This window comes from Laspinema sp. D2d, assembly GCF_025370755.1.
GTDB lineage: Bacteria > Cyanobacteriota > Cyanobacteriia > Cyanobacteriales > Laspinemataceae > Laspinema.
Genome location: NZ_JAMXFC010000004.1, coordinates 123,568 through 147,732, shown reverse-complemented (window position 1 = coordinate 147,732; position 24,165 = coordinate 123,568). Strand labels below are relative to the sequence as shown.

10 protein-coding genes are annotated in these 24,165 nt (G+C 49.6%); 8 read left to right on the top strand and 2 right to left on the bottom strand.

Annotation, left to right across the window (positions count from 1 at the left end; all coding sequences use genetic code 11):
• Positions 1–13 precede the first annotated feature (13 nt).
• The 4 genes from NG796_RS04250 (at position 14) to NG796_RS04235 (ending at position 7,252) form a co-directional block, all read left to right on the top strand.
• A complete protein-coding gene (locus NG796_RS04250) occupies positions 14–1,654 on the top strand; it encodes a cation:proton antiporter (protein WP_261204671.1) in 1,641 nt (546 codons plus the stop codon).
• A gap of 800 nt (positions 1,655–2,454) precedes the next feature.
• On the top strand, positions 2,455–3,858 hold the full coding sequence (mgtE, locus tag NG796_RS04245; RefSeq protein WP_261204670.1) for a magnesium transporter: 1,404 nt from the start codon (positions 2,455–2,457) through the stop codon (positions 3,856–3,858).
• Positions 3,859–3,973: 115 nt separating this feature from the next.
• The gene (gene mgtE / locus NG796_RS04240; protein WP_261204669.1) at positions 3,974–5,374 is read left to right on the top strand and encodes a magnesium transporter; all 1,401 of its coding nucleotides are present in this window, start codon (positions 3,974–3,976) and stop codon (positions 5,372–5,374) included.
• A 336-nt stretch (positions 5,375–5,710) separates the two neighbouring features.
• On the top strand, positions 5,711–7,252 hold the full coding sequence (locus NG796_RS04235) for a WD40 repeat domain-containing protein (RefSeq protein WP_261204668.1): 1,542 nt from the start codon (positions 5,711–5,713) through the stop codon (positions 7,250–7,252).
• Between the two features lie 197 nt (positions 7,253–7,449).
• On the opposite strand, the gene NG796_RS04230 is transcribed toward NG796_RS04235, so the two are convergent.
• Together NG796_RS04230 and NG796_RS04225 are read right to left on the bottom strand one after the other, a co-directional pair.
• Positions 7,450–8,367 (bottom strand): histone deacetylase, encoded by a 918-nt coding sequence (locus NG796_RS04230; RefSeq protein WP_261204667.1) that lies wholly within the window; start codon positions 8,365–8,367, stop codon positions 7,450–7,452.
• Between the two features lie 172 nt (positions 8,368–8,539).
• Entirely contained in the window at positions 8,540–9,400 is an 861-nt protein-coding gene (locus tag NG796_RS04225) for an SMP-30/gluconolactonase/LRE family protein (RefSeq protein ID WP_261204666.1), read from the bottom strand.
• Positions 9,401–9,811: 411 nt separating this feature from the next.
• On the opposite strand from NG796_RS04225, the gene mrdA reads away from it, so the two are divergent.
• From mrdA to NG796_RS04205, 4 genes are all read left to right on the top strand, one after another.
• Complete coding sequence (gene mrdA / locus NG796_RS04220; protein WP_261204665.1) at positions 9,812–11,581, top strand: penicillin-binding protein 2; 1,770 nt, start codon at positions 9,812–9,814, stop codon at positions 11,579–11,581.
• Positions 11,582–11,860: 279 nt separating this feature from the next.
• Entirely contained in the window at positions 11,861–17,590 is a 5,730-nt protein-coding gene (locus NG796_RS04215; protein WP_261204664.1) for an alpha-2-macroglobulin family protein, read from the top strand.
• 117 nt (positions 17,591–17,707) lie between these two features.
• Positions 17,708–18,325, top strand: a complete 618-nt coding sequence (locus tag NG796_RS04210) for a Uma2 family endonuclease (protein ID WP_261204663.1) — start codon at positions 17,708–17,710, stop codon at positions 18,323–18,325.
• Between the two features lie 354 nt (positions 18,326–18,679).
• Complete coding sequence (locus NG796_RS04205; RefSeq protein WP_261204662.1) at positions 18,680–24,136, top strand: ATP-binding sensor histidine kinase; 5,457 nt, start codon at positions 18,680–18,682, stop codon at positions 24,134–24,136.
• Positions 24,137–24,165 lie beyond the last annotated feature (29 nt).

Genomic DNA, 24,165 nt, shown 5'->3' with positions numbered 1-24,165 from the left:
AGGAGCATGAGCAATGTTAATCAGTATAATTTGGATCCTGGGAATGGGCTTTTTTGCGGGTCAATTCGCCCGTCGTCTCGGTGCACCCCCCCTCATTGGCATGATTTTGGTGGGAGTCATCCTCGGTCCCGAAGTCGGAAACCGCTTAGAACCGGAAATTCTCGCTGCTGCCGATGATTTACGAACAATGGCAGTGATGATTATCTTGATGAAAGCGGGACTCGGACTCGATCGCGACAAGTTGGCGGAACAAGGAACCGTCGCCCTGCGATTGGGCATTTTACCCGCTATCCTGGAAACGGGGGCGATCGCCATTGCTTCTGTGTTTCTCTTCCAGTTTGACCTATTAACTGGGTTACTCCTCGGTTGCATTATTGCTGCTGAATCTCCCGCCGTTATTGTCCCAGGAATGTTGCGTCTCAAACGCTTGGGTTGGGGCGTCAAAAAAGGCATTCCCGATGCTATTTTAACTGGGTCTGCCGTCTCGGATGTAGTCCTCTTACTCGTCTTTAGTTTACTGTTAAATTTCCTCCAGCAAGGGGAAATCGAGGCAATTATTTTGCCCGGGGGACTCTCATTAAATCCGCTTCTCTTACTTCCCTTCCAAGCTATTATCCAGATTGTTTTAGGAATCGTTGCCGGTTATTTAGCCGCCCAATTATTAGTCTCTCTCCTGGAACGGCAAAGCTGGAGTAAAAATCCCGTCCAAGATATCTTAATTGCCGCCGTTGTTGCCGCCGTTGCCGTGCTTACTGCCCGGGAATTCCCTTACTTTTCAGGGTATCTAGCAGTGATGTCGATGGGATTTTTTCTAATCGAACTGGATGCACCCCTGGCCCGCCGACTCCGCAACGGATTTAATAGCCTGTGGATTGTGGCCGAAATTATCTTATTTGTGTTAATGGGAGCCAGTATTCAGCTCCATGTTTTGGGAGAAATGTTCTTACCGGGCTTAACTATTTTAGCAGTGGGCTTATTAATCGGGAGAACCATTGGTTGGACTCTTTCGACAGCAGGAAGCAATTGGAATTGGCAAGAAAAACTGTTTTTATTACCGGGAAATTCTGCAAAAGCAACGGTGCAAGCGGCCTTGGGTGCATTACCTTTAGCCTATGGCATTGAAGGCGGTGAAATTATTTTAGCCATTGCTGCGTTGTCAATTTTAGTGACAGCGCCTTTGGGGGCTTGGGCGATTCCCACTTTTGCTCCAAAATTGCTGAAAAAAGGAGAAGTAGACCCCACCAAAGTAACCGTGAATACTCGAACTATGTTTTTAGCAGCGTTGGAGAGTTCCAAGGGGGCCAGGGAAGTCTTGAAACAAACGGCAGATTTAGCTCGGCGTAGTCATGGAGAGGCGATCGTTTTGTATGTAACCACCGTAGATAACCCGCAGGAAACTCAAGCGATTCAGGAGATGACTCTGGGAATTTTAGCAGATATTCGTCATCAGTTCATCCGGGAAAAAGGGGCAGTGGTGGATACAATCTTGGCTTGGTCAAAAGCGCATCCGGTCACGGCAATTGTGGTCGGAAAATGCCCTAATCCAAACCAAGAAGAAACGCCGATCAGGTCAATTTTTCAAGGAGTTTTAGCGGGGAGTTCCGTTCCCGTCTTGGTCGTACCAACCCCGGATATTGCGGGAGAACCTGAATAAAATTAGAGTCATTTTTTTGAGGAATTTATCCTTTGAAAAGGGGATAGAGGAATTCTCAGACGGAAATTTTAGCAGGCAGCAAAGGGTCAGAAAGACGGGTAATCTCCACTGAACTTCTGACCCGAGGGAAATATTGGAAACCTTTTTCCCTAAAAAAAATCCTAAAAAGCTTGACCTGTTTTCTGAAGAGTGCTATAAGGAAAAAGGGCTTTCAGAACCCTCTGAACTTCCCGATCTTAAACGCAACTTAAACAAGTAAGGAATACTCAAGTGGAAAGCTCTGGTAGTAGTTGTATTGCAACGATTACTCAGGCAGACTCAATGGCTGACGAGCCTTTAGACGAACCTCGACCGTTTCCCCACAACCGGGCGGTTTAGTCAGTGAAATGACCTAGCGTGACTCCATCGGCGAGTTTTCTGGTTCATCTCGTGACCCCCGGGAAAGAGGGCGGTCATGTTAGGAATGGAGATGAATCATGAATTACCGAAGGCTTAAACATTTAAACCCAGGGTGAAGGTTAGGCTAACGAGGTGTTAGTCTAACCCGATCCTGGATGCAAATTTAAAGTCCCTGTTGCTGATTTTGGTTAGCGTTTTGGGTCGCGATCGCCAATGGAAATCAAATCATTGGTCAACCGCGAACTCGATGCGCTTGGGACTATCATGAATGGGAATTTTGCCACCGCGATCGCAACAAATTTCGAGATTCTGTTGCCTGATTTCGCCTGCATTAGACCCTATCGATTGGGGAAAAAACCCCAACCACACTCGGAACTATAGAACCGATTAGAGAGTGGCTCATGAGTGATAATAATACTGAATTGCCGTCCGTCCCGCCGACGACCCGAGACGCATTACGCCAACTCGTGCGATCGCAATTGCAAGCCTTACTTGAACAAAATAACCTACCCGGAGCAAAAGCATTACTCATTCCCGTCCAACCCGCAGATATCGCCGAGGCGATTGAAGGATTACCCCAAACCATGCAAGCGATCGCCTTTCGCTTATTATCCAAAGAAGAGGCGATCGAGGTTTATGAATATCTGGATTCTAGTATTCAATATGCCTTAATCGAAGAATTTAAACGTCAGGATGTTCTGGATATTGTTGATAAAATGTCCCCGGATGCCCGCGCCCGATTGTTCGATGAATTGCCCGCAAAAGTCGTCAAGCGCATCCTCGAACAACTCAGTCCCCAAGAACGTCAAACCACCTCCTTGCTCTTAGGCTATCCCCCTGATAGTGCCGGGAGAATGATGACCCCGGAATATATCGCGGTCAAAGAAAATATCACCGTCGCCCAAGCCCTAGAGCGGATTAGAAATTTAGCCAATGTTAGTGAAATCATTTATTATCTGTACGTGATTGATGCCTCTCGGCACTTAATTGGCACGATTTCTCTGCGAGATTTAGTGGTTTCCAAACCCGCACAACTTCTATCAGAAATTACCCGGCGAGAACCCGTTTTTATTTCCACGGAAACCGATCGCGAAGAAGCCGCCCGATTAATTCAGCGCTATGATTTTCTAGCCTTACCTGTGGTTGATAGCGAACAACGTCTCGTGGGCATTATCACCGTGGATGATGTCATGGATGTGGTGGAAGCGGAAACCACGGAAGATATTTATGCCCTTGGTGGGGTGGCAAGCGGGGGAGAAAACTATTTTCAAACCAACGTATTTACCGTGGCGCGCAAACGGGTGGGTTGGTTGTTAATTTTATTAATCACAAATACAGCCACTTCGGCAGTGATTCGCGCCCGAGAAGATATTCTCGAACAAGTCGTCGCACTGGCCGCATTTATTCCCTTATTAATTGATACTGGGGGAAACGTCGGTGCACAGTCTTCCACCGTGGTAATTCGAGGATTAAATATCAATGCAATTCGGGAAGGAAAAGCCTGGATAACGATTGGACGGGAGACCATTGCCGGGGGATTATTAGGAGTAATGCTCTCCATTGTTGTCACAATTTGGGCTTATTTCCTGGCCGGAAATCTGCTGGTTGCTATTTCCGTGGGGGTGAGTTTGCTGGCGATTACGATTCTCGCCTCCTTCGCCGGGTCCGCCTTGCCGTTTTTATTCTATCGGGTGGGATTGGACCCCGCCTTAATGTCAGCGCCCTTTATTACCACCGCTGTGGATGTCCTGGGGGTGTTAATTTATTTAACGGTGGCACAGCAGCTTTTGGGAGGTGCGGAGTGACTGGGAAACCACTGGAGAGATCCCGTTCGACGCGCCCGGTTTCGCCTGGGGTGACGAGTTCTTGTCCCCCTCAATTGTATAGAATAGTGATCGGACTGGATCCAGGGAGTTTAACGTGACTGAACCTCAACCGATATCCTCTCCCCTCGGGACCCTGTCGCGGAGAGAAATACCTGACTTAGTGCGATCGCAACTGGAAGCCCTGCTTAGACAGGGGGACCTCCAGGGGGCTAAAGCGATTTTAGTCCCAGTTCAACCTGTGGATATCGCCGAAGCGATCGAAGGAATGCCCGAAGCCATGCAGGCGATCGCCTTTCGCTTGCTCTCCAAACAGGAAGCAACGGAAGTTTATGAACACCTCGATACCAGCGTCCAACAGGTGCTTTTAGAAGACTTCAAGCGCCAAGATGTCCTGGATATCATTGGCAATATGTCCCCCGACGATCGCGCCCGACTGCTGGATGAGTTGCCCTCGAAAGTCGTGCGCCGTTTACGGGCGCAACTGTCTCCCACGGAATGGCAGTCCACCGCCCTGCTGATGGGCTACGAATCCGGAACCGCTGGGAGAATCATGACCCCGGAATATATTTCCGTCCGGGAAAATATGAGCGTTAGCCAAACCCTGGAACGGATTCGCACCCTGTCTCCGGTAGCAGAAATTATTTATTACCTCTATGTCATGGATAGCGAACGCCGCTTAACCGGCATCGTTTCCCTGCGAGACTTGGTAATTAGTTCCCCCGAGGAAAAAATAAGTGAAATCATGACTCGGGATGTCGTATTCGTCCATACGGATACCGACGGCGAGGAAGTCTCCCGCCTGATTCAGCGCTATGATTTCCTCGCGATCCCCGTTGTCGATCGCGAACAACGCTTAGTCGGGGTCATCACCATCGATGATGCGATCGACATTATGGAACAGGAAACCACCGAGGATATTTATGCCTTGGGTGGAGTCCAGTCCGATGGGGATAATTATTTTGAAATGAGTTTATGGACCGTGGCGCGACGCCGTGTCGTGTGGCTGTTCGTCTTATTGCTTACCAATACCGTCACCGGATCCATTATTAATTCCCAAAAAGACTTATTGCAGCAAGTCGTCGTACTCACCGCCTTTATCCCCCTACTCACCGGGACTGGAGGGAATGTCGGTGCACAATCTTCCACTGTAGTAATTCGGGGGATGAATACGGATGAAATTCGCTTACTCGGACCGCTCAAAGTCATCTGGCGAGAAGGAATTGCCGGTGCATTACTGGGAACAATTTTGGGAACCCTCGCCACCATTTGGGCTTATTTCCTCTTGCAAGTTAATCTTCAGGTCGCCTTCTGTGTCGGCATCTCTTTAATCGCGATTTCAATTTTGGCCTCGGTATCCGGTTCAGCCCTGCCGTTTTTATTCCGCGCCATCAAGTTAGATCCCGCCCTGATGTCAGCACCGTTTATTACAACTGCCGTCGATGTTTTGGGCGTTCTCATTTACTTTAATATTGCGAGGCTATTTCTCGGATTGTAATCTTCCCCACCCCACTGCTTTCAGGGTGGGGATTTTTCGGGGTCACAGCAGATTGAATCAAGCCTGACTGGGCCAAACTCTAAAAATCGAATTGATTAAAGCCTGAGTTAATTTTTTTCCTCCCTTTTTAAGGCTGAAATGCTCAGGGTTGAAAGTAGAGGAATCCTTGTTAATCTAAATCACAAAATTTTGGGTAATTCCGCAGCAATTGTGTCGGGTTTGACTGAAAAATTTTTATCCCCCTTATATCAACATTTCTCCATAAAATGGAAAGATAAGGTGGATTTTTGATAAAATGGGAATGTAATATAGGCTCCGGTGGGTGGGAAGGACTCCATGTCAAATCACCGTCATTGGCTAGAAACCACAGAATATGCTTCCTTGTTCGCGTCGGTGGTGGCGTCGATAGTGGCAGTCTTTTTTAATGGGGCTATTTATGTAGCCGCCCCTTTGATTTGCAGTTCCCTGATTCTGAATGCGATCGCCCGGTATCGCGTGGAACACCAAACGCGGCGGATGAGTGGAACAACCAATCGACTGCATCGACAATGGGCGGAAGAACTGGAAATGCTCACCCAACGAGTGGAAGCACAGAAGCAATTTCCCCTCCCTCAAGTCAAAGTAGAGGAAGGCTCTCCTCCCCCCTCCGCTACCGGATCCCCGGAGGAACTCCCCCAGTTTCAAACCCGATTGGCGAAGTTAGAATCCGTTGATCTGTCCCAAATTCAGGGAGAAATCACGGGATTGAAAGAGCAATATGCCCTGTTAGATGAAAGTCTGGGCAATGCGATCGCCTATCTGAATCGCTCATCCTTTGCCTATCGCTTAGAACGAGTGGAGGAGACGATTTCGCAATTGACCTCGCAAATTGTGGCCCCCTCACCCCCCCCTCGCCCTCAACCGGAAGCGGCAACACCGGAACCCGCCAAATCTAAACCGCCCTCCTCGAAAATCGTCCTCCCCTCCTTTGCCTCACCCTCGGAACCCACGGTACAGAATTGGATCTGTCGGCATAGTTTGCCCGCCCATGCGGATTGGGTGCGATCGCTAGGGATTACCCCCGATGGACAAATTTTGGCAACGGGCAGTTTTGATACCAGTATTAAACTGTGGAACCTCACCACCGGCGAACTGTTGCAAGTCCTCGCCGAACACAAACGGGGGGTCTTTTCCATTGCGATCGCCCCCGACGGCAAAACCCTCGCCTCTGCCAGTTGGGATAAAACCATCAAACTTTGGGAACTCCCCGGGGGAATGTGTAAACAAACCCTCACGGGACATGGGGGTTCCGTTCGCGCCTTGGCGATCGCCCCCGATGGCAAAACCCTCGTCAGTGGCAGTTTTGACGAGACAATTAAATTGTGGGATTTGTCCAACGCGGAATTAATCGATACCCTCACGGACTATACCGGACCCATCTTTTCCCTCGCCATTTCCCCCGATGGTCAAATTCTCGCCCGAGGCGGTGGGGATGGCACCATTACTCTCTGGCAGTTCCAAACCAAACAGCCCATGTCGGTCCTCAATGGCAGTTTAGAGGCGGTAGAAGCGATCGCTATCTCCCCCCAACAACTTCTCATCGGTGGCAGTGGCGATGGCAGTATTCAACTGTGGAATTTGGAAACGGGAGAACTGCTATGGAGTCTGAGTGCCCATTTAGGACCCGTCACCGCCGTCGCCCTCGCCCCAGATGGGAACACCTTCGCCACAGGCAGCGCCGATGGTACGGTCAAAATCTGGCATTTACCGACAGGTAAATTAGTCTGTGCATTGACCGAAGAAAGTGGGGCCGTGATGTCCTTAGTTTACAGTCCCAATGGACAACTGCTCGTTAGTGGTAGTGCTAAAGGCATGGTCAGAATTTTGGAACGGGAGTAGTTCTGCTGGGGCATTTCATCGGGAATCCGGTTGTGATAGGTCTATAAAACCTAGCCCGGTCAAGTAGGGGCGCAATGCTTGCGCCCCAAGGAAGGGCGCAAGCATTGCGCCCCTACAAGAAATACTTTGAATGCCGGATTTGGTATCCCCTGTGGCAAGTCCAGAAAGGGGCTTGTCATAGGTCCAGCAGGGTTGACCTAAAGTCGATACTGGCGATACACTTGAGCGGCAGCACGATGTAAGAGCGAATGGCGATACACTAAACCTCGGATATCCTCGCAATATCCGCCCCCAATCACACAAGCAACGGGATATCGAGCGGCGACACAGGTGCTTAATACCTGCATATCCCGGCGAAAAATGCCTGTATCACTCAGGGCTAATTTACCCAGGCGATCGCCTGCATGAACATCAACTCCCGCATCATACAAAACTAAATCCGGCTGGAATTGGGAGAGTAAATCGGGTAAATAATGAGCCACGGTTTGCAAGTATTCATCATCCTCCATTCCCACCGGCAAGGGTACATCTAAATCACTCATTTGTTTTCGCCCGGGAAAGTTAGCCTCACAGTGCATGGAAAAGGTAAAAACATCCGGGTCATGTTTAAAAATAAAGGCCGTCCCATCCCCTTGGTGAACGTCCAAATCTACAATTAAAACTTTGTGAATTCCTGCTAATTTTTGGATCATCCTTGAGGCGATCGCCAAATCATTGAAAATGCAAAACCCTGACCCAAAATCAGGAAAGGCGTGATGGGTTCCCCCTGCGGTATTACAAGCTAATCCATACTCTAACGCCAGTTTAGCGGTCAAAATTCCCCCACCAATGGAGATACAAGTGCGATGGGCGATCGCCTCCGTCCAGGGTAATCCAATCCGCCGCTGTGCTTTCGGGTCCAGCGTACCTTGGCAGTATGCCTGGACATACCCAGGGTCATGGACCGATTCAATCCAGTCCTGGGGGGGTAATTCGGGCCTGTGACACTGTTCCGCAGTGATGAGGCGATCGCTTAAGAGCATTTCATAGAGTAACCGAAACTTTTCCATCGGGAACCGATGGGAGGGCGGCAAAGGGGCCACATAGGCAGGGTGGTAAACGATGGGTAAGTCCATGTCAGGGAAAGTTTAACGTTACCAGGGTCAACTCATCCTAGCCCTGTCTAGGTGACTTTTGAGCTTTATCTCAAAAACAGACCGTTTTCTTCTCTATATAGCCCGCGCAGGAGAGGCTCTGTCCGTATAGCTCCACCGTTGACGGGTGCGAGTTTTTATAGACCTAATTACACTACACCGCAATTTTTGCTAGAAATTCCGGCATCCCACGAATGCCTAGATTCAGATAAAATACCGCACCCGCACCTTCTCCTTCTTCGGCGCGATTGTCTCCCCCGGCGGTGGTTGCATAAATATCTGTATAATCTTCTCCCCCAAAAGTGAGAGCGGATACTTTTTTCGGGGGGAAGGGGATGCGCAGGACTTCCGTACCGTCGGGACTGTAGCGGAAGAGGTGATGACCATCCCATCGGGCGGACCAGATATAGCCTTCTGCATCGACGGTCATGCCGTCAGGGACGCCTTCTCCTTCGGGGGTGGTAATTATGACTTGGCGGTTACTGATGTTTCCCGTTGATACATCGTAGTCAAACCGATAAATTTCCCGTTTTGGAGAGTCGGTCAAGTATAAATGTTTGTGATCAAGCGTGAATCCCATGCCGTTGGGAATTTGGAGATGTTCCAGCACTTGGGTGAGAGTGCCGTCCGTATTGAGGCGATAGAGGGAACCGAGCCGATCGCCTTTTGCCATCGTGCCGCTAAAGACTCGTCCTGCTGGGTCAACGATGCAATCATTAAAGCGGGTTTCGCGTTCAGCAGGGATTTCGGGAATGATGGGGGTGAGGATGCCCTCTTGCCAGCGGGCGATCGCCCCTTTTGCCATGAAAAACAGTAAAGAACCGTCCTCATGAACCGCGATCGCCCCTACGGAGTCCCCATGATAAATCTGTTCATGGAATGCCGTTGCCGGGTCATAGCGAAACACCCGTCCGGTGGGAATATCACTCCAATAGAGGCGTTTTTCCATCGGATGCCAAGAGGGAACTTCCGCATTGTGACAGTGATAATCAGCGATAATTTTCGGGGTATTCATGATGGAGTTCTAAAAAAGGAGTATCGATAAAAATTAGATTGAGTAGAGGATCAACTCTCTTTACCCAGGGTAGCGAATTGCGTTAAGATTGAACATCAGGGGGAGAAGCACCGCAACCGGGACCCAGGGAGTCTGAGGTAGAATAAGACTCGAACGAGGGTGCAATAGAGTGAAGAAATGATATAAGTTGTGGGAATAAAAAATAACAACGAGGAGCCGATGATTGCCGACTCTAAATCTTCCCCGACTGGACGGGGGAGAACCTGTTACGATCGCCAGGAGTTTGATAGAATCTTCCGGAGTGATCGAACAGCTAGAGGGAGTGTAGCAAAAATAGCGGCTCCAGTCCTTGGGTCTGGGGACCCGTTAGCGCGATAGTGTTGAAGTGAACTCCTGCGGGATGGGATAAAGATGGTTACCGGTCAGACGAGTTTTTTCTCTAAAGTCAGTACGAATAAAACAGACGCAAAGCGATCGCCGATCCGACCCTTTGTGCTGATGAGCATCGTCACCTTACTTCTCGGTGTATGTGGTATGCGTCTGGCACAGTTGCAGATTGTAGAAGGGGAAGAGTATCGCCAACGAGCAGAAGATAACCGAATTCGGTTGATTCCGATTCCCGCAGCGCGGGGCAATCTCGTAGACCGTAAGGGTAAACTGATGGCAGCCAATCGGTTAGCGAGGGCGGTCTATTTATGGCCCCGGGAGCAACAACCGGCGCAATGGAAAGAAACTGCCAAAAAGCTCAGTCCCCTGATTCATGTTTCCGCTGAGGAGATTATCAACAAAATCAACGAAACGGGATATGCCTCGGGAATGCCAGTCCGGATCGCCCAACGGATTGACCCCGAAGCGTTTGTCACCATAGCGGAGGCAATGGCAGACACTCCCGGGATTGAAGTTCGGGCCGAATCCAGCCGATACTATCCCCAGGAGAACACCGGCGCTCATGTCTTGGGGTATATTGGCGAAGCCACCCAGGAAGATTTGATGGCGAACCCAGATTATCCGATGGGAATTATCATCGGTAAGATGGGAATCGAAAAGACGATTAACCAACAATTGACGGGTGTTTGGGGGAATCGTCTGGTTGAGGTGAATGCCAACGGGGAGGAAATTCGGGAACTGGGGGTGCGATCGGCCATTAGTGGGGAACCCATCCAGTTAACCCTAGATGCGGAAGTCCAGAAAGCTGCGGAACGAGCACTGGGGTCCCGAAGGGGTGCCGTAGTGGTCCTGGATGTCAAAACCGGGGGCGTGCTGGCAATGGCGAGTGGACCCAGTTTTGACCCGAACATCTTCACCCGCAACGTTAAAGCAGCGGAATGGCAGAGTTTGCAGGAGTTAGAAAATCCCTTTCTGAATCGGGCGTTGCAAGGCTATCCCCCTGGGAGTACCTTTAAAATGGTCACGGCAGCGGCAGGAATTGGCACGGGGAAATATGCTCCCGATTCCTATTTGGGGACCTCTTCCTATATCGTGGTCGGTGGGATTGCCTTTCACGAACATAGCGGGGGATATGGGGTGATTGGATTCCAAGATGCGTTAGCCTACAGTAGCAACACCTTTTTCTATCAAATCGGGATGGAAGTTGGACCCGAGGCGATCGCTCAGTGGGGTTCTAAACTGGGAATTGGCGAGTCTACCAACTTAGAATTATTGGGACTCGATGGCGGAACTCACGGGATGATCCCCACCCCCGAGGAAAAACTCCGGATGTACAATGAACCCTGGTATGCCGGGGATAGCGTGACGATGGGGATTGGTCAAGGGATGGTGTTATGCACCCCCTTAGAACTCGCCGTGATGTCTGCCGTATTTGCCAATGGGGGGAACCGAGTCAAACCTCATTTACTCGCCTCTCAAAGTAATACTCCCCTCACCAAACCCGAACCTGTGGGACTCTCTCCCGAAGCGATTGCGGTGATTAAAGAGGGAATGGTTTCGGTGGTGCAAAAAGGGACCGCCCGAGTCTTAAATGATGGGACGGTTCCCTTAAGCGGGGGCAAAACCGGGACCTCAGAAGTCTTAGGACAACCTTCTCACGCCTTGTTTGTCGGATTTGCACCGGCAGTCAATCCCGAAATTTCCATCGCCGTAGTGGTGGAAAATGGGGGCTATGGCGGGGTTGCAGCGGCCCCCGTCGCCCTAGAAGTTTACCGAACTTACTTTAAAAAGTAATCCCTAATCAACCGAAGAAACCGGGTTTGGGTGCGATCGCCTGAACCCGGTTTTTTAGTGGTTTCCCTTTTCCTTCCCTACCGATTCTGTTTTGATTAAGAAAATCAACAAATTCTCCCCCCTCTGGAAATTTTGAGTTTTAATAGCAGATAGACTCTAGGGCTGGCAGAACCCGCCCTATCGATGGACTCCGTAAACAATCGTCACATCTGTGTCCCCCATTTGGGGACAGAACTCCAGAATATCTGCTCATAATCTTTATTCTGTTAGGTGATAAAAATGCGTCTAATCCGTAGAACTTGGACGTGGTTTATTTTAGGTTTGCTACTTTCATTCACCATAGCAGCCTGCAATTTCTTTCAAACGGGTTCAACCGTTAAACCACTCCCGGCAGTAGCGCCCCTAGCAACCCCGCAACTCCCCGACTGGATCGAGGAGATTTCCCCCACGGGAGAAGCGGACCCGTTGGCGCAAATTCGCATCCGATTTAAAGACCCGGTAATTCCCTTAGAAAGCCTGGATTCACCGGAACAAATTACGAAACTCAATCAATTTCAAATCACCCCGGAACTCCCGGGACAATTTAGATTTTTAACGCCGCGCATGGTGGGTTTTCAACCCGAGGAAGCCCTGCCTAAAGCGACGCGCATTCAAATTACTCTAAAAGCGGGTTTAGCGGATTTAAACAATCATCAACTCAGCCAAGATTTAGCCTGGACGTTCAATACTGAACCGATTAAACTCACCAATTTACCCACCAGTGACCCTCCGGATGAATATGCCGAACCCCAATGGATTGACTTAAAACAACCTTTGGAATTTACCTCGAATGTGCCGCTGAATCTCAATTCCCTGAAACAGCACGTTAAATTAGTTCCAGTGGGTAGAAGTGAAGGGGTTGCCCTCCAAGTGGCTGCGGTGGAATCTGAGGATAATTTGACGGCAAGTTCCGCCTTAGCTTTTGACCCTTCTTTGCAGACTTGGGACTATCAAATTACTCCACAACGGGAGTTAGAAAAAGGGACAGCATACCGAGTGGAAGTTTCCCCGGGATTAGAACCCGCCCGGGGAAATTTAGTCAGCGATCGCCCTTTTTCTAGCGAAGTCAAAACTTATGAAGCCCTGCAATTCCAAGGGATGGAATTGTACGGAAAACCAGAGTTTGGGTTGGCCTCCGGACGCTTTGTCAATGGCGCACCGCAGTTAAAGTTTAATAATTTGATAGACCCCGAATCGGTGGAAAATCAAATTACTATCAATCCGCCGCCCAAAGATGAACCGAAACTGATTCAGGCTTATCCGGATTCTAACCGGGTCAATCTTAATCCCTGGGCTTTAGAACCGGCAACTCAATACACCATTAATATTGGGTCTGATGTTCAGGATAAATATGGACAAAAATTAGGGCAACCGATTACGCTGAATTACCAAACTGGAGATTTAGCCCCGGAAATTTGGGCCCCTTCAGACTTGAATGTGTTTCCAACAGGTAAAGATTTGGAATTGACTATTTCGGCAGTTAATCTGCCGGATTCGGCCTATAAAGCTGCCTATCGCATTGTCGAACCAACCGATTTAGTCTTTACCGATTATGCCTCTCCCCGAGGGAATGAAACCGACTTATTACCCAACCCGAGTAATTGGCAACGTTTCCCCATTGCTTCGACGCCTAAAAATGAAAGCGTTACAGTAGCCATTCCCTTGCGAGAACGCCTAGGACGAACTACGGGAATGTTAGCTTATGGGATTCAAGGACGGACTAACTCTTATCAAGAAAATGGGCAGCAAAAATGGAATGAACCGACTTATTATGGGTTGGTTCAAATCACTAATTTAGGAGTTTTTGCCCAGTGGTTTCCTGATACGGGACTGGTGAAAGTTAATCATTTATCCGATGGGGCTGCCGTTGCGGGCGCAAGGGTGGATATTTATCAATCTCAATCCAATGCGACCACGCGATCGCCACAAACCCCCTGTGCCACGGGAACCACGAATTCCACAGGACTTTTAGTCTTGAATTCCCAACAGGTACAACGTTGTAACCAGGGTGAAGAAGAAGCTTCGCAATTAGTGGCGATCGCCCGAGAAAACCAAGATTGGGCCTATACCCGAATTTGGCAATATAGTGGGGGTTATGGATACGGTATCGATGCCGAATGGAATGTGGGAAAACCCCTCTCACGCGGGACAATTTTCAGCGATCGCCAACTCTATAAACCGGGCGAAACCGCAGAGTTCACCGGCGTCGCTTATTATCTGGAAAATGGCGATTTAATCCAGCACAAAAATGCGGCTTACACCGTCACCTTGCGCGACCCGGAGGGCAACGAAACCGCCCTCGGCACTCAAACAACCAATGAATTTGGGACTTTCTCCTTAGAACTTCCTATCGATAGCGATCAGCCCTTGGGATACTATTCCATTGTCGCTAAAGCTAACAACGAGGTCGAAATTAACGGAGAATTTCGGATTGCTGACTTTAAACCGCCCAATTTCCAAGTTCAACTGAACCTCGATAAAACCTACGCCCTAAGTAACGAAAAAATCCAAGCCACCGCCCAGAGTAACTATCTGTTTGGTTCCCCAGTTTCTGGCGGAAGTGCCAAATATTACGTCACGCGATCGCCCTCGGACTTTACCCCTCCGAATTGGCAAGAATTCAGCTTTGGTCGTAAATGGTTTTGGCCCGAAGAACAGCCGGAAATTCCTCCGGAAGTCCTTGAACAAACCGCAACGTTAGATAACACCGGGTCTAGTACCTTAAACTTTACGATTGACCGGGATTTACCCTATCCCATGACCTATCGGATTGATGCAGAAGTCACCGATATTTCTAATCTCTCCGTCGCCAATTCTCAAACTCTAACCGCCTTACCCAGCGACAAATTAATTGGAGTTAAAACCAACTTTGTCGCGGATGCCGGGAAACCCTTTACGATTGAGGCGATCGTCACCGACCCCAGCGGAACAGCCATCAACGGACAAACCCTGCGGGTCGAACTGCAAAAAATGGATTACAGCAGCGTCACTCGGGTTGTCGAAGGCAGTCGGACCCCCCGCTATCAGGTGGAATATAAAACCGTTGCTACGGAAACCCTTAAAACTGGCAATACCCCGAAAACTGTCTCTCTCACCCCTCCTGAAGCGGGTTCCTATCGGATTCAGGTCAACCTTGCCAACGCCAAAACCGACGCCACTGCCACTGATGTGCAAATTTGGGCCACAGGAACCCAGGGTGTGAGTTGGGGACGCCGTAGCGATCGCGAGAACTTCCTAGAAGTCAAACTCGACAAAGACACCTACCAACCCGGTGAGATTGCCACCGCCTTAATTCAGTCTCCCTACCCCGAAGCTGAACTCTACTTCGCCGTTGTGCGAGATCAACCCTTGTATCAAACCCTCACTAAAGTCAGTGGCGGTGCACCCCAAATTCAATTTAAAGTTACCCCAGAAATGTTGCCGAATGCGGCAGTGGAAGCGGTTCTGGTCCGCCAAGGACCGCCCTTAGACCAAGTAGAACCGACCAACTTGGAAGATTTGGTCAAAATTGGTTTTGCACCGTTTAAAACCGATTTAGGGGAGAAATATCTCACAGTCCAAGTCACTCCCACCCAAACAACTGTCCAACCCGGGACCCAAGAAACCGTCCAATTGCAAGTTACCGACAGCCAAAACCGCCCGGTTCAAGGCCAATTAACGGTGATGGTGGTCAATGAGGCCGTCTTACAACTCACAGGATATCGTCCGCCCAACTTAGTAGACACGGTATATGCAGAACAACCGATTTCCACGCGCTGGAGTGATAACCGCTTCGATGTGGTGCTATCTCCCCTAAGTTCTCCCTTGCAAAAAGGCTGGGGATATGGCGGTGGATTCTCTGCGGGGTCTGGAAGTACCCGAATTCGTACCGAGTTTAAACCCTTGGCCTATTACGGGTCTGTGATCAGCGATCGCAACGGACGGGCGACCATCAGCTTCCCCCTGCCGGATGATTTAACCACCTGGCGAGTCATGGCGGTTGCTACCACCACGGATATGCGCTTTGGAAATGGAGAAAATACCTTTATCTCCAGTAAACCCCTGATGGCGACTCCCTTATTACCGCAATTTGTGCGACCGGGCGATCGCTTCTCTGGCGGCATTGCCCTCACTAATACTACGGGAGAAAAAGGCCGCTTACAAATCCAAGGTTCGGTGAGTGATAACCTATCTTTTACGGACAAAACTGCTAATACCCAAACCTTGGAAACCCAAGCTGCATCAGGAACTCGTGCCTATCGCTTCCCCATGCAAGCCTCCACCCTCGGCACAGGAAGCGTGCGTTTTGTCAGTAAACTAAACCGAGAGGGAGATGCCTTTGAAGTTCCCTTATCCGTAAGAGAACTCTCTGTAGGTGAGAGCGTTGTTGAGACTGGAACCACGGAAAATCAGGTAGATATCCCCCTGAATATAGACAACACCGTGCTACCCAATGTCGGAGGATTACAAATCGACCTAGCCTCAACTCTCGTCCCGGAAATTACAGCCCCCGCCCGTGAGACATTAGATGAGGATAGCTTACCCTTTTTAGAACCAGCAGCCTCACAATTGGCAGTCGCTGCTAACCTGCAAATTCTGACCCAAAAGTACCGGCAAGCATTAGGAGAATTTAACCCACCGGAACAAGCAAAAATAGCCCTTGATCGCCTTGAAAAACTGCAACTCCCCGATGGCGGATTTGCCTCCTATCCAGGACAAACCCAATCTGACCCCTTCCTCACCGCTTACGCTGCGGAAAGTTTATCCCAAGGGAAAACCGCAGGATTTGCAGTGGATGAACCAATGGTCTCACGTCTGCGGGGATACTTACAAAAAACCCTGGCTAACCCGGGAGAATACTCCTATTGTGACAGTCAATCCTGTAAAAACCGCGTCCGTCTCGGCGCATTAATGGCCCTCTCAGAACTGGGAGAACGGCGCAATGACTTCCTCGCGGATATATATGCCCAACGGGAAGAGTTGGATGCCGTCGCACAAACCAAATTGGCACGATATTTAGGCCAATTCCCAGACTGGCAAACCGAGGCGCAATCCCTGTCTAACCAGCTATTTGAAACCGTGGCTGAAACCGGGCGATCGGCCACCGTGAACCTTCCCCAAGGATGGGAATGGTTAAGTTCTCCCACCACCGCCCAAGCACAAACCCTCCGCTTGGCGATCGCCCGGGAAACGAACCCAACAGTCCGCGATCGCCTCCTTCAAGGGTTACTCAACCAACGCCGGGAGGGAACCTGGGAGAATAGCTACGCCAACGCTGAAGCCTTGTCTGCCTTAGTCGCCTACAGCAACAGCCAACCCACCCCCCCCAACTTCACCGCCACCGCAAACCTAGGCGGCAAAACCTTAGACTCGATACAGTTTCAAGGGTATGACAATTCCCGGCAATTTATCCAAGTGGCAATGGATAGCATTCCCAAAGGATCAACTAATCTCACTCTGAATAAAACCGGAAACGGTACATTGCACTACTTAGTGGAATACGGATACCGATTACCGGGAAATCAACCGGGACGGTATAACGGATTGCGAGTCCAGCGCAACATTAGTCCAGTCGGAGGCGAAAAGGCGATCGCCCAATTTGGGTTAGCCAAACCCGAAAAATCTCTGGTGGTTGCTGCCGGAGAAGTGTTTGATATCGGATTAGAAATCATCAGCGATCGCCCCGTCGATCATGTGGTGATTACTGACCCGCTACCGGCAGGATTTGAAGCCGTTGATACCAATTTCCAGACCGCAACTTTTGCAGTCCAATCCGCACAAAGTAGCTGGGAAATTGGCTATCAAAACCTCTATAGCGATCGCATCGTCGCCTATGCCGATCGCCTGCAACCGGGACTGTACACCTTGCACTATTTAGTGCGATCGGTCACCCCCGGTATCTATGAATGGCCCGGGGCCCATGTTCATCTACAATATGCCCCCGAAGAATTTGGGCGATCGGCCACCTCTAGCTTAGAGGTGACAGAGTAAACCCCAAAAACCAGCGGAGGTTCAACCCTCCGCTAGTTTTTGCCCCGTGTTTTTGCTATAATAATTCAAACCCTATAGCGGGTTAGAGCTGTAGTCATCCCTATCTTTAAACTCACCATGATTGCTGTAAAATCGGATCATTATATCAGTCCCGAAGAATACCTAGAACGCGAACGTCATAGCCCCATCAAACATGAATATCTCGATGGTGACGTTTACGCAATGGCAGGTACGAACACCAATCATAATATTATTAGTGGTAATCTTTATATCTTCTTGCGAAACGCGCTTAAAAACTCTCCCTGCCGTACTTATTTTGCCGATATCAAAGTAAGGATTGATGAAGGAAAACGCTTTTTTTACCCTGATGTACTGGTCAATTGCGACCCCACCAATAACCGAAATCTTGTCTATGTAGACACCCCGACAGTCCTCATCGAAGTGTTATCCGAATCCACCGAATCTTTTGACCGGGGTAAAAAATTCCAATATTATCGGACTATTCCTACTCTGCAAGATTATATACTTGTCAGTTCTCAGGAGTATGCAGTAGAAATATTTCACAGAATGGAAGGCGATCGCTGGATGTTAGAAACCTATCAAGGATTAGAGGCGATCGCCCGAATTGAAAGCCTAAACCTCAAGGTTCCCCTCTCTGAAATTTACGCGACCTTAGACTTGACCTTCTTAGAAAATCCCGCCTCATTAGAAGAGGAAAGAAAACCTGATTTCTAAGACAAGGCACTCCGCTTTCCTTTCGATTCATCGCTGATATCATGTTGGCTCGATCACTCACACTGACCTAACCCCCATCCTTTGCAAAGAAAGGGGAGAAGAGGAATCAAGAATTTTTTAGGTTAATCCCCCAAACTTGATATTAATCAACAGGGTTTCTGTAAACTGTGGTAAAATTGCATGGTTACAATGGGAATGTCATACTAAATCCGGTGGTCAAAAACCGACTTTAACCCTGACAGCCCACGCAGGAGAGGCTCTATCCTGTCACCCCCCAGCCTGGAGGGTGTTCTTTTAAGCAGCGCGACGAGTACCAGATTGGGTATAACCTATCAATCGGAAACAGACACAACAATGTCCTCCCCCTCTAATTCCTCCTCGGCTTTTCCCGACATTCCAGGTTATACCCTCCTCGAACAGTTGTACCTGGGTTCCCGGACCGTTACCTATCGGGGCATACAGCAGCGAGATCAGCAGCCTGTCGTCATCAAACTCTTGCGGCAGGAACGTCCCAGCTTTGCCGAATTAGTACAGTTTCGTAATCAGTACGCGATCGCCAAAACCCTGGACCTTCCCGGCATCCTTCAGCCCTTGAGTTTAGAACCCACGGGAAACAGCTACGCCCTAATCATGGAAGACTGGGGGGGAGTCTCCTTAAAAGACTATAGCCAGCAACATTCCTTAGACCTAGCCCAAATCTTAGCGATCGCCATCCAGGTGGCCCAGATTCTCCATGACTTACACCAACAGCGTGTTATCCATAAAGACATCAAACCCGCCAACCTCCTGATTCACCCCCAGACTCAAGAAATCAAGCTCATCGACTTTAGCATCGCCTCCCAACTGCCGAAAGAAGTCCAAGAAATCCAAACCCCCAACACCCTCCAAGGAACCCTCGCCTATCTCGCCCCGGAACAAACGGGGCGGATGAATCGGGGTATCGACTACCGCGCCGATTATTACGCCTTTGGGGTCACCCTCTACCAACTCCTCAGCGGCCAGCTACCCTTTCGCGCCGATGATCCCCTAGAGTTGATTCACAGTCATATTGCCAAGATCCCCACCCCCCTGCATCAGGTGAATCCCAGCATTCCTGAACCTGTTGCCGCCCTGGTGGGTAAACTGATGGCAAAAAATGCCGAAGACCGTTATCAAAGCGCCCTCGGCCTCAAACATGACCTAGAACAATGTTTAACGCAATGGCACGGTCAAGGTGCTATCACCCCACTGGAACTGGGGCAACGGGATATAAGCGATCGCTTCCTCATCCCCGAAAAACTCTATGGCCGAGAGGCCCAAGTCCAAACGCTCCTCAACGCCTTTGAGCGCGTCAGCCAAGGCCCCTCAGAAATCATGCTCGTAGCCGGGTTCTCCGGGATCGGCAAAACCGCTGTTGTTCAGGAAGTTCACAAACCCATCTTGGAAAAACGGGGCTACTTCATCCAGGGAAAATTCGACCAATTTAAGCGCAACATCCCCTTAGATGCCCTGGTGCAAGCCGTTGAAGACTTGATTGAACAACTACTCTATGAACCGGATGACCGCTTGAGGCGCTGGAATGCTGCCATTTTAGAAGTTCTGGGGGACAACGGACAAGTTCTCATCGACGTCATCCCCGAACTGGAACAGATTATTGGTCCGCAACCCCCCGCCCCGGAACTCTCCGGAACGGCGGCTCAAAATCGCTTTAACCGGCTATTCCAGCAGTTTATTGAATGCTTTGCCGAACCAGAACATCCCCTGGTTATCTTCCTCGATGACCTCCAATGGGCTGATTCCGCCTCCATCCAACTGCTGAAATTATTGCTCAAAGGACAAGGCTCCTTGTTCCTCTTGGGAGCCTATCGAGACAACGAAGTGTCACCGGGTCATCCCCTCCTCCTAGCCCTGGAAGAACTACAACAAGCTCACGTTCCTGTCAACACCATTCATCTTGGACCCCTCCAGTTCCAAGATATCAACCAGCTTGTGGCAGATACCCTCAACTGTTCCCCGGAACCCGTCCACCCCTTAACAGAGTTCACCGCCCGCAAAACCCAAGGGAATCCTTTTTTTATTAGCCAATTTCTCAAAACCTTACATCGGGATGGCTACATCCACTTTAACCCCCAGCATCGTCACTGGGACTGTGAAATTCGCCAAATTGAGACCTTATCCCTCACGGAGGATCTGGTGGAATTTTTGGCGGAGGAATTGCAAAAACTCCCTCCCGAAAGCCAATCTGTCCTCAAATTAGCGGCCTGCATCGGCAACGAGTTTGATCTAGCGACCCTGAGTATCGTCTGCCAGCAAGCTCCCCGTCAGGTGGCGATCGCCCTATGGGCCGTCTTACAAGAAGGGCTAATTTTCCCGACCAGCGCCCTTTACCAATTCTTTCAGGATGATGAATCCTCAGCCTTCAGCCCCGATATCAATCCCGCCTATCGCTTTCTCCATGATCGCATCCAACAAGCCGCCTATCTCCTGATCCCTGACAGCGAGAAACCCGCCACCCATTGGCAGATTGGGCAACTGCTCTTACAACGCGGCGATCGGCAAACTCAAGGGGATAAACTCTTTGATATTGTCAATCAACTCAACGCCGGAACCGCCCTGATTACCACCCCGGCCCAGCAGCAACAAGTCGTGGAATTGAACCTAGAGGCTGGACGAAAAGCCGTCGCTGCCGCCGCCTATAAAACTGCTGCTACCTACTTCCAGGCCGGACTCAGCCAACTTCCTCCCCAATCCTGGGAACAGATCTACGACCTGACCCTAACCCTCTATCGCAATGCTGTTGAGGTGGCTTACCTCAATGGGGAGTTCCAGGTGCTCGAAGACCTCGCCCAGGAGGTTTTAGACCATGCAGAAAGCTACCTGGATCAGATTCCCATCTATGACATCAAAATCCAATCCTATATCGCTCAAAACCGCTTACCGGAGGCATTAGCCCTGGGGAAATCGGTTTTAGCCCAGCTTGACATTCATTTACCAGACCATCCAACCCCCGATGATACAACCCTAGCTCTGGCGCGGGTCGAGGCGCTGCTTGCCCATCGACCCGTGCATCAGCTTCTCGATTTGCCCCCGATGCAAAACGCCGAAAAACTGGCTACCCTGAGAATTTTAATCACCTTTGTTTCAATTAGCTTTGTGGCCTATCCGGGTCTATTACCCCTGGTGATTTCTGAGCAGGTCAGCTTATTGCTCCAGCATGGCAATTCATCGGGGTCTGCTTTTACTTATGCGGCTTATGGGTTGATTCTGTCGAATTTGGGTCAGTTTGCCCAGGGTTTTGAGTTTGGACAACTGGCAATGGAACTCATAGAAAAATTCAATGCCAAAAGCCTCAAAGCCAGCGTTTTAAACATGGTTTATAGCATCATTCTCCCTTGGCAACAGCCCTTGAGAGACTGTCTGACAGCGTTGGAAGAGGGGTATCAAACCGGGTTAGAAGCCGGGGATCTGGAATATGCGGCCTATTGTATTTTACATCATAATGAATACGAATATTTTTGTGGTAAAAATCTAAGTCACCTCGGGGAAAAGCTCGCCCACTATAGTCAGGCATTAGCAGATATCAATCAACTGAATACCTTGGCCTATCATGAAATTTATCGTCAGACGGTTTTGAACCTTTTGGATGCACCTGAGAAGCCTACGGAATTAGTGGGAGCGGCCTATAATGAACGGCAATCGTTACCTCGGCATTATCAGATGGACGATCGCTATGCGATTTATCAGGTGTATCTCCAGAAACTGATTCTTAGCTATTTGTTGGGTGAGATTGAGCAAGGACGAGAATGGGCAGATTTAGCGAAACCTTATATTAATGGGGCTCCAGGGCTTTATTCTGGTTCTGTCTTTTATTTCTATGATTCGTTAGTGCAGTTAGCGGATTATAGCCATCGGGGGAGGGAGCAGCAGGAGGCGATTTGGCAGAGGGTTGAGGAAAACCAGGAGAAACTACAACGATGGACCCAAGCGGCCCCAGCGAACTTTCAACATAAGTTCGAGTTAGTAGAAGCGGAACGGTATCGGATGTTAGGAGAGAACATGGCGGCGATGGAGGCTTATGATCGGGCGATCGCTGGTGCGAAAGCAGCTCAATACCCCCAGGAAGAAGCCCTCGCTTGTGAACGTGCTGCCCAGTTTTATCGGGATTGGGGGAAAGATAAAATCGCCCAAGTCTATCTCACTGACGCCTATTATGGTTATATCTACTGGGGCGCAAAAACTAAAGTGGTGGATTTGGAACGCCGTTATCCTCGTCTGCTGGGGTCGATTCTCAATCCTGAGCGATCGATGTGGTCAATGACGGATACCCTTTTAGCCACTGAATCAATTACCGTCACTCAAACAGGAACGAGTCAATCCTCCAGTGCCGATAGTACCAGTCTCTCGGCGAGTCTGGACCTAGCTACTGTCTTGAAAGCCTCTCAAACCCTTTCCGGTGAGATGGATCTGAACTCACTTCTGGCGAGGCTGTTGGAGATTGTTCTCAAGAATGCAGGGGCGGATAAGGGGTTGCTATTGATGCCCCAGGGGAGCCAATGGTTTATCGAGGCGATCGCCACGTTGGAGGAAGCGCCCCGGGTAGAGTCGATTCCCCTCTCCGATTATCCTGAGATTGCCGAAACCCTAGTACATACTGTTCGCCGCAGTCTCAAACCGATGGTGATTGGCAATGCTCTAGGGCATCCCCGGCTCAGGAGCGATCGCTATGTGAGAGAACAGCAACCCAAGAGTTTACTGGGGATTCCCATCGTGCAACAGGGAACCCTCATAGGAGTGCTGTATTTGGAGAATCAGCAGACGATTGGCGCATTTACGGGCGATCGCGTGGAAACTTTACAGATTCTAGCCGCTCAAGCGGCTATTTCCATCCAAAATGCTCGTCTTTATCAACAAGTTGCCGACTATTCCCACACCTTAGAAGGCGAAGTAGAACGCAAAACCCAAGCCCTCCGTCAAAAAGCCCTGGATTTAGAAGCCACTCTCACCCACTTACAACAAACCCAAACCCAACTGATTCAAAGTGAAAAAATGTCCGCCCTGGGTCAATTAGTCGGGGGGATTGCTCATGAAATTAACAATCCCATCAACTTTATTCATGGCAATCTGGCCCATGCGGAGCAATATGTCACGGATCTATTGAGTTTGGTTGACTGTTATCAAGAAGAATATCCTCAAGAAAATGCCGTCGTGCAAACGCTCCGGGATGAGATTGAATTGAGTTTTATCGGCCAAGACTATCAGAATCTATTTAAGTCTATGCAAGCGGGGAGTGAGCGCATTAAAACGATTATCCTCAGTCTTCGTAACTTCTCTCGCCTGGATGAGTCGGATATCAAAACGGTAGATTTACATGAAGGACTAGAAAGCACCCTCATGATTTTACAAGGACGGTTAGCGGGAGACTCCAACACTCCTCCAATTGAGGTAGTCAAGGAGTATGGAACCCTTCCGGGTCTGTCCTGTTATGCCAGCCAAATCAATCAAGTGTTTTTAAGTCTGTTAAGTAATGCCATTGATGCCTTACGGAATTTCCAAAAACCGGGGGTGAAACCCACAATTTGGATTAAAACTAAGGGGTTGGATTCGGCTGCCCTTGAGGTGACTATTTCGGATAACGGAAATGGGATTAGTGACGAAATTAAAGACCATATTTTTGAACCCTTTTTTACCACAAAATCCGTGGGACAGGGAACGGGATTGGGGCTATCGGTGAGTTATGCGATTATCTCCCGTCATGGCGGTTCTCTCACCTGTCAGTCGCAAGTGGGAGTGGGAACTGATCTGATTATTCGGCTACCGGAATCCGGTTTTTAAAGGTATGAGGAGATACCCCACCCTCTTCT

Excerpts from the sequence above, each read along its gene's own strand:
- NG796_RS04250 (WP_261204671.1), top strand. The coding sequence starts at position 14 with ATGTTAATCAGTATAATTTGGATCCTGGGAATGGGCTTTTTTGCGGGT.
- mgtE (WP_261204670.1), top strand. The coding sequence starts at position 2,455 with ATGAGTGATAATAATACTGAATTGCCGTCCGTCCCGCCGACGACCCGA.
- NG796_RS04235 (WP_261204668.1), top strand. The coding sequence starts at position 5,711 with ATGTCAAATCACCGTCATTGGCTAGAAACCACAGAATATGCTTCCTTG.
- NG796_RS04230 (WP_261204667.1), bottom strand. The coding sequence starts at position 8,367 with ATGGACTTACCCATCGTTTACCACCCTGCCTATGTGGCCCCTTTGCCG.
- NG796_RS04225 (WP_261204666.1), bottom strand. The coding sequence starts at position 9,400 with ATGAATACCCCGAAAATTATCGCTGATTATCACTGTCACAATGCGGAA.
- mrdA (WP_261204665.1), top strand. The coding sequence starts at position 9,812 with ATGGTTACCGGTCAGACGAGTTTTTTCTCTAAAGTCAGTACGAATAAA.
- NG796_RS04215 (WP_261204664.1), top strand. The coding sequence starts at position 11,861 with ATGCGTCTAATCCGTAGAACTTGGACGTGGTTTATTTTAGGTTTGCTA.
- NG796_RS04210 (WP_261204663.1), top strand. The coding sequence starts at position 17,708 with ATGATTGCTGTAAAATCGGATCATTATATCAGTCCCGAAGAATACCTA.
- NG796_RS04205 (WP_261204662.1), top strand. The coding sequence starts at position 18,680 with ATGTCCTCCCCCTCTAATTCCTCCTCGGCTTTTCCCGACATTCCAGGT.